Source organism: uncultured Methylibium sp. (genome assembly GCF_902826655.1).
Lineage (GTDB): Bacteria > Pseudomonadota > Gammaproteobacteria > Burkholderiales > Burkholderiaceae_C > Methylibium.
Window position 1 is genome coordinate 1 of sequence record NZ_CADEFR010000098.1, and the last position, 7912, is coordinate 7912.

The following is a 7912-nucleotide window of genomic DNA, read 5'->3' on the forward strand; positions in this document are numbered from 1 at the left end:
GTGATCGGGCCGTAGGCGTCGAGCGCCACCACGATGCCGGCCAGGCTCAGCATCGCCGTCGCGGCGATCGCGATGCCGTACAGGCCCGCGAGCCAGTACGAAGCCAGGATCGCCAGGCAGACGAAGAGGACGGGCCAGGCCGTCGAGCGCATCGACACGCCCAGGCCGGCGATCACGTTGGTGCCGTGGCCGGTGGTCGAGGCCTGCGCCACGTGCTTGACCGGCGCGTACTGCGTGCCGGTGTAGTACTCGGTGATCCACACCAGCAGTGCGGTCAGCACCAGGCCGACGACCGCCGAGCCGAAGAGGCGCATCTGCGTGCCGCTCTCGTAGATGCCGTTGTCGGGCATCACCCACTTGGTGATGAAGAAGAAGCCGACCAGCGAGATCACGCCGGCGACGATCAGGCCCTTGTAGAGCGCCGGCATCACGTTCTTCATGCCCGGCGTCGCCTTGACGGCGCTGCAGCCGATGATCGACGCGATGATCGAGAAGCCGCCCAGCGCCAGCGGGTACAGCGCCGCCTGCATCGGCGCCGCGGTGACCAGCAGCGCGCCCAGCACCATCGTGGCGATCAGCGTCACCGCGTAGGTCTCGAACAGGTCGGCCGCCATGCCGGCGCAGTCGCCGACGTTGTCGCCCACGTTGTCGGCGATCACCGCCGGGTTGCGCGGATCGTCCTCGGGGATGCCGGCTTCGACCTTGCCGACCAGGTCGGCGCCGACGTCGGCGCCCTTGGTGAAGATGCCGCCGCCCAGCCGCGCGAAGATCGAGATCAGCGAGGCGCCGAAGGCAAAGCCCAGCAGCGGCTTCAGTGCCGGTGCCAGGCCGCTGACCGGCGTGATCTGGCCGTTGGCGGTGAGGAACCAGAACACGATGCCGACGCCCAGCAGGCCCAGGCCGACCACCAGCATGCCGGTGATCGCGCCGCCCTTGAACGCCACGTCGAGCGCCTCGCGCATGCCACGGGTCGCCGCCTGCGCGGTGCGCACATTGGCCTTGACCGACACGTTCATGCCGATGAAGCCGCAGGCCCCGGACAGCACCGCGCCGACCACGAAGGCCACCGCCGTCGACAGGTCGATGAAGAAGCCGATCAGGATCGTGAGGATCACGCCGACGATCGCGATCGTCCGGTACTGGCGGGCGAGGTAGGCCGCCGCGCCCTGCTGGATGGCGGCCGCGATTTCCTGCATGCGGGCATTGCCCGCATCCTGCTTGAGGATCCAGCTGCGCTGGACGAAGCCGTAGACGACGGCCGCGAGGCCGCAGATCAGCGCGAAAACGAGCGCCATGGAACTGGACATGAAGGGGCTCTCCTACCTCGTTAAGGGTCCTCGATGAGGGGACGCTCCGCGGTTCTCGTGGGGCTCGGGTGACAGGCACCGGCGGCCCGGCCGGGTAGCCGGCGCATGCTAAGGGATGGACCCCGATGCCGCAACGCGGAACGCATGGTGTTTTCCAGCGGTGCGGAATGCTCGGTGACCGGGGCTGCGAGCCGCGAACGAGGGCAAGTGGTCAGGTCCGCGACAGTGCTCTGCATAGAATTCGGGTTTCCCCCTGATCCTCCGAAAGCCGCGATGAGCCTGCACCTCGTGACCCCTGGCGCCAAGGCGCCCGAAGAGTTCAACGTGATCATCGAGATCCCGATGAATGCCGACCCGATCAAGTACGAAGTCGACAAGCAGAGCGGCGCCCTGTTCGTCGATCGCTTCATGACGACGGCGATGCACTATCCCTGCAACTATGGATACGTGCCCCAGACGCTGTCGGACGATGGCGACCCGGTCGACGTGCTGGTGATCACGCCGTTCCCGCTGACGCCCGGCGTGGTGGTGACCTGCCGCCCGATCGGCGTGCTGAAGATGGAAGACGAGGCCGGCGGTGACGCCAAGCTGCTGGCGGTGCCGACCAGCAAGATCCTGCCGATCTACGAACACTGGAGGAAGCCGGAGGACATCAACCAGATGCGCCTGAAGGCGATCCAGCACTTCTTCGAGCACTACAAGGACCTCGAGGCGGGCAAGTGGGTCAAGGTGCAGGGTTGGGAGGGCCCCGAGTCGGCCAGGCAGGAGATCGTCTCGGGGATCGAGAGCTATCGCAAGGCCGCCAAGGCCTGAATGCCCGACGGGGCAGGTCCCCCGGACCGGCTGCATACACTGCCGGTCCGTCCAGCCTGGCCCCGCCCGGGGTCCGCCCCATGATCAAGAAGCTGCTGTTCGCCGGCGCCTGTGCGCTGGCCCTGGTGCAGGCGCCGCCGACGGCGCAGGCGGCGCCGGCCCTGCCGAAGGGCATGAGCGCGATCGGCACGGTCGAGGGCATCGGCGAGTACCGCCTGGCCAACGGCCTGCAGGTGCTGCTGATCCCCGACGAGTCCAAGCCCACGACCACGGTCAACCTGACCTACCGGGTCGGGTCGCGGCACGAGAACTACGGCGAGACCGGCATGGCCCACCTGCTGGAGCACCTGATCTTCAAGGGCACGCCGACGACGCGCAACGTCTGGGGCGAGTTCACGAAGCGCGGCCTCAGCGCCAACGGCAGCACGTCCTTCGACCGTACCAACTACTTCGCCAGCTTCGCGGCCAGCGACGACAACCTGCGCTGGTTCCTGTCGTGGCACGCCGACGCGATGGTCCACAGCTTCATCGCGAAGCGCGACCTCGACACCGAGATGACGGTGGTGCGCAACGAGATGGAGATGGGCGAGAACAGCCCGACGCGCATCCTCTACCAGCAGACGCTGGCGGCGATGTACCAGTGGCACAACTACGGCAAGAGCACGATCGGCGCGCGCAGCGACGTCGAGAACGTCGACATCGGGCGCCTGCAGGCCTTCTACCGGCAGTACTACCAGCCGGACAACGCGACGCTGGTGATCTCCGGGCAGTTCGAACCGGCTCGCGTGCTGGGCTGGGTGCAGCAGTACTTCGGGCGCATCCCCAAGCCGAAACGACAGCTGCCGGCGCTCTACACCATCGACCCCGTGCAGGACGGCGAGCGCAGCGTGACCCTGCGCCGCAACGGCGGCACGCCGGTGGTCATCGGCGCCTATCACGTGATGCCGGCGGCGCACCCCGACTACGCCGCCGTCGAACTGCTGGCCCAGCTGCTGGGCGACACGCCCTCCGGCCGGCTGCACAAGCGCCTGGTCGAGAAGCGGCTCGCGGCCAGCGTCGGCGCCTATGCGCTGGGCCTGCGAGATCCCGGGGCGCTGCTCTTCCTGGCCGAGGTGGCGCCGGGGCAGGACGCCGGCGCGGCCACTGCCGAACTGCTGGCGACGCTCGAGTCGCTGGCCGACCAGCCGATCCAGGCCGACGAGCTGGAGCGCGCACGCACCCAATGGCTCAAGGCCTGGGAACAGTCCTTCACGAATCCCGAGACCGTCGGCGTCTCGCTGTCGGAGTCCGTCGCGCAAGGCGACTGGCGCCTGCTTTTCCTGCTGCGCGACCGCGTCAAGGCCGTGCCGCTGGCTGACGTGCAGCGCGTCGCCCGGGAGCATCTGCTGGCCCCGAACCGCACCCTCGCCACCTACCTGCCCACCGACAAGCCGCAGCGCGCGCCGCTGCCGTCGACGGTCGACGTCGCGGCGCAGTTCAAGGACTTCAAGCCGCAGGCCGCCGCCGCCGCCGTCGCGGCATTCGACACGTCACCGAGCAACATCGACGCGAAGACGCGGACCTTCACACTGGCCAGCGGCATGAAGGTCGCGCTGCTGCCCAAGCCGACGCGCGGCCAGGCCGTCAGCGCCGCCTTGACCCTTCACTACGGCGACGAGCGCAGCCTCGCGAACCAGGGCGAAACGCCGTCGCTGGTGGCGGCGATGCTGGACGAGGGCACGGCACGGCTCGGCCGCCAGCAGATCCGCGACCGTCTCGACCAGCTGCAGACCGAGATCAGCGTCTCGGCGGGCCTGGGCAGCGTGTCCGTGCGGCTGGTCTCCAAGCGCGACCAGCTGCCTGCTGCCGTGGCGCTGGTCGGCGAACTGCTGCGCGAGCCATCGTTCCCGCCCGATGTGCTGGAAGAGCAGCGCAATCAGGCGCTCGCCGGCATCGAGCAGCAGCGCAAGGAGCCGGAGGCCGTGGCGGCGAACGCCATCGATCGTCACTTGAACCGCTACCCGCGCGGCGACCCCCGGGAGGCCAAGAGCTTCGACCAGGTGGTCGAGGACATCCGCGGTGCGAGGGCCGAGCAGTTGCGCGACTTCCACCGGCGCTTCTATGGCGCCTCGCACGCCGAGTTCGGCGCCAGCGGCGACTTCGACCCGGCCGCCTTGCGACAGGCGCTGGAGACGGCCTTCGGCAGCTGGCGCACCACCGAGGCCTATGTGCGCGTGCCGACGCCGCTTGTGGAAGCGCCGCCGGTGCGTCTGCTGCTGCCCACGCCCGACAAGCAGAACGCGCACATGGAAGTGGCGCTGCCCCTGCCGCTGATGGACAGCGACCCGGACTACCCGCTCTTCACGCTGGCGAACCACATGCTGGGCGGCGGCGGCAGCTCGCGACTGTGGATGCGCATCCGCGAGAAGGAAGGCCTGTCCTACGGGGTGCAGAGCTACGTCTCGTGGAGTCAGCAGGAGCGCAACTCGGTGTGGCACGTCGTCGCCATCTTCGCGCCGCAGAACCGCGCCAAGGTCGAGGCGGCCTTCAAGGAGGAGGTGGCGCGGGCCTTGAAGGACGGCTTCACCGCCACCGAACTCGAGGAGGCCAGGCGCGGCGTGCTGGGACTGCGGCGGCTGTCGCGCGCCCAGGACGATCGGCTGGCCGCCGGCCTGGCGTCGAACCTGAAGCTCGGGCGCAGCTTTGCGGTGTCGCAGCGCGTCGACGATGCCATCGCGGCGGCGACGCTGGAGCAGGTCAACGGCGCGCTGCGCAAGTACCTGCAGCCGGATCGCCTCGTGCAGGCGCTGGCCGGCGACTTCAAGCCCTAGCCGGGCGGGGCGGGCTTGAACGGGTTGCGCTCGTCGAGCTCGCTCACGTAGGCCTCGACACCGGCGCCTTCGCGTTCGAGGAAGCGGCCGACGGCGCCGGCGAAGGCGCCGTCGCGCAGCCAGTGCGCCGAGCGCGTGCGCACCGGCAGCAGTCCGCGGGCCATCTTGTGCTCGCCCTGCGCGCCGCCCTCGAAGCGGCGGTAGCCGTGCGCGATGCACCACTGCAGCGGCTGGTAGTAGCAGGCCTCGAAGTGCAGGCAGTTCACGGCTTCGAGTGCGCCCCAGTAGCGACCGTAGGCCTGGCCGCGCGACGGGTCGAGGGCGATCAGCGAAGTCGCGATCGGACGGCCGTCGCGGCGTGCCGTGAACAGCAGCCAGTGCCCGGCCATCGTGGCGGCCATGCGGTCGAAGAAGTCGCGCGTCAGGTAGGGCGTCGAGCGGTGCGCGCGGTAGGTGGCGGTGTAGCAGCGGTAGAAGAAGTCCCAGTCCGAGGGCTCGATCTGCGACCCGAGGCGGACGTCGAACTCGATGCCGGCCTCGCGCACGTAGCGGCGCTCCTGCTGGATCTTCTTGCGCTTGTCGCGCTGCAGGCCGGCCAGGAAGTCGGCGAAGTCGGCGTACGGGGCCGGCTCGCGGTTGCGCCAGTGGAACTGCACCGTGCCGCGCATCATCCAGCCGGCCGACTCCGCCGCGGCCGCATCCTCGTCGTCGAGGAAGAGGGCGTGGGCCGACGAGAACCGGTGCTCCCTCGCGAGGGCTGCCATCGCCAGCAGCAGTGCCTGGCGCGAGGCGGCATCGTGCGCCAGCAGGCGCGACCCGGGCACCGGCGTGAAGGGCACGGCGACGAGCAGCTTGGGGTAGTAGCGCTGGCCGGCGCGCTCGTAGGCGTCGGCCCAGGCCCAGTCGAACACGTACTCGCCATAGGAATGGCTCTTCAGGTACAGCGGGCAGGCGGCCGCGAGTCGGCCGTCGTGCTCGAGCGTCAGGAAGAGCGGCGTCCAGCCCGTCTCGGGGACGGCACTGCCCGACGCGTGCAGCGCGGCCAGGTAGGCGTGGCGCATGAAGGGCGTCGGGGCCGGACTGGCCTCGAGCAGCGCGTCCCAGGCCGCGGCATCGATGCGCGAGGGGTCGTCGTGCGCCTGCAGCGCCACAGCGCCCCCGGTGGCGGCGCTACCATCCTCGAACTCCGCATCACTCTGCTGCTTCATGCCTGCCGTTGTTTCGTCGAGGCTCGCCGTTGTCCAGTTCAACGCCACCGTTGGTGACCTCGCCGGCAACGCGAAGCGCATCGCCGACCTGGCTCGCGAGGCGCACGCGCGAGGTGCTCGTTGCGTGATCACCCCCGAGCTGTCCCTGACCGGCTATCCACCCGAGGACCTGCTGCTGCGCCCGGCCTTCATGCAGGCCTGCGACGAAGCCCTGCGAGCCTGCGCCGAGTCGCTGGCCGATCTGCCCGGCTTGCAGGTGGTGGTGGGCCATCCGCAGGCCGTCGACGCCCTGGGGGATGTTCGCACGCGCTCGCTGGCCGTGCAGCGGCGGGTGAATGCCGCGTCGGTGCTGCGCCAGGGGCGGGTCGTCGCGACCTATGCCAAGCGCGAACTGCCCAACTACCAGGTGTTCGACGAGCGACGCTACTTCGTGTCGGGCCGCGATGCCGGCCTGGGACCGGTGGTCGTCGATGTCGACGGGCTGCGGCTCGGCCTGCTGATCTGCGAGGACGCCTGGTTCGACGAGCCGGCCGCTGCCGCGAAAGCAGCCGGCGCGCAGGCGCTGGCGGTGATCAACGCCTCGCCATTCCACCTGGGCAAGGCCGGCGAGCGCGAGGCACGCATGGCCGAGCGGACGCGTGCGACCGGCCTGCCGCTCGTCTATGCCCATCTCGTCGGCGGGCAGGACGAGGTGGTCTTCGATGGCGCGTCCTTCGCCGTCGACGCGCAGGGCCGGGTGCAGGCGCGCGCGGCGAGCTTTGCGGAAGAACTGCTGCTGGTCGACGTGACCGCCGATGGGGCGGTGGCCGGAAGCGTTGCTCCCGGTCCGTCGCTCGAGGCACAGGCCTGGGGCGCGCTGGTCACCGGGGTGCGCGACTATCTGGGCAAGAACGGCTTTCCCGGCGCGATCATCGGTCTGTCCGGCGGCATCGACTCGGCCCTGGTGCTGGCCGTGGCGGTCGACGCGCTCGGGGCCGACAAGGTGCGCGCGGTGATGATGCCGTCGCCCTACACCGCCGACATCTCGTGGATCGACGCGCGCGACATGGCGCGGCGCCTCGGAGTGCAGTACGACGAGATCTCGATCACGCCGATGTTCGAGGCCTTCAAGGCCAGCCTCGCGGCCGAGTTCGCCGGCCTGCCCGAGGACACGACCGAAGAGAACATCCAGGCCCGTTGCCGCGGGGTGCTGTTGATGGCGCTGTCCAACAAGACCGGCCGCATCGTGCTGACCACCGGCAACAAGAGCGAGATGGCGACCGGCTACTGCACGCTCTACGGCGACATGGCAGGCGGTTTCGCGGTCATCAAGGACGTGGCCAAGACGCTGGTCTACCGCCTGGCGGCGTGGCGCAACGGGCAGGGGACTGCGCCGGTGATCCCCGAGCGCATCATCACGCGTCCGCCCTCGGCCGAACTGCGCCCCGACCAGACCGACCAGGACAGCCTGCCGCCCTACGAGGTGCTCGACGCGATCCTGCAGCGCTACATGGAAGAGGACCAGGGCATCGAGTACATCGTGGCAGCCGGCTACCCGCGCACCGATGTGGAGCGCGTGACGCGGCTGATCCGCATCAACGAATACAAGCGACGGCAGGCGCCGGTCGGCATCCGCATCACGCATCGCAGCTTCGGCAAGGATTGGCGCTACCCGATCACGTCGAAATTCCGCGCTTAACCGTGCTTAAATTCAGGCCAGTCGAATCCCCTTCCGGAGCCCGCCATGAAGCAGATCACCGCCGTCATCAAGCCGTTCAAGCTCGAGGAAGTGCGC

The 7912-nt window shown here is 69.5% G+C and carries 5 protein-coding genes; 3 read left to right on the forward strand and 2 right to left on the reverse strand.

Going from position 1 to position 7912, the window contains the following annotated elements:
- A partial coding sequence (locus QZV97_RS19825) for a sodium/proton-translocating pyrophosphatase (RefSeq protein ID WP_295646895.1) occupies positions 1-1307 on the reverse strand: 1307 nt, incomplete at its 3' end.
- A 273-nt stretch (positions 1308-1580) separates the two neighbouring features.
- Here QZV97_RS19825 and ppa point away from each other — a divergent pair.
- A complete protein-coding gene (gene ppa, locus QZV97_RS19830) occupies positions 1581-2120 on the forward strand; it encodes an inorganic diphosphatase (RefSeq protein ID WP_295646898.1) in 540 nt (179 codons plus the stop codon).
- An 80-nt stretch (positions 2121-2200) separates the two neighbouring features.
- Entirely contained in the window at positions 2201-4930 is a 2730-nt protein-coding gene (locus QZV97_RS19835; RefSeq protein ID WP_295646900.1) for a pitrilysin family protein, read from the forward strand.
- Here the strand turns inward: QZV97_RS19835 and QZV97_RS19840 are convergent.
- Positions 4927-6138 carry a GNAT family N-acetyltransferase gene (locus tag QZV97_RS19840; RefSeq protein WP_295646903.1) on the reverse strand — a complete coding sequence of 404 codons (1212 nt, stop codon included), beginning with the start codon at positions 6136-6138 and terminating at the stop codon, positions 4927-4929. The two genes, QZV97_RS19835 and QZV97_RS19840, sit on opposite strands and share 4 nt — an antisense overlap.
- On the opposite strand from QZV97_RS19840, the gene QZV97_RS19845 reads away from it, so the two are divergent.
- Positions 6137-7816, forward strand: coding sequence for an NAD+ synthase (locus tag QZV97_RS19845; protein ID WP_295646906.1), 1680 nt, complete (start codon positions 6137-6139; stop codon positions 7814-7816). The two genes, QZV97_RS19840 and QZV97_RS19845, sit on opposite strands and share 2 nt — an antisense overlap.
- Positions 7817-7912 lie beyond the last annotated feature (96 nt).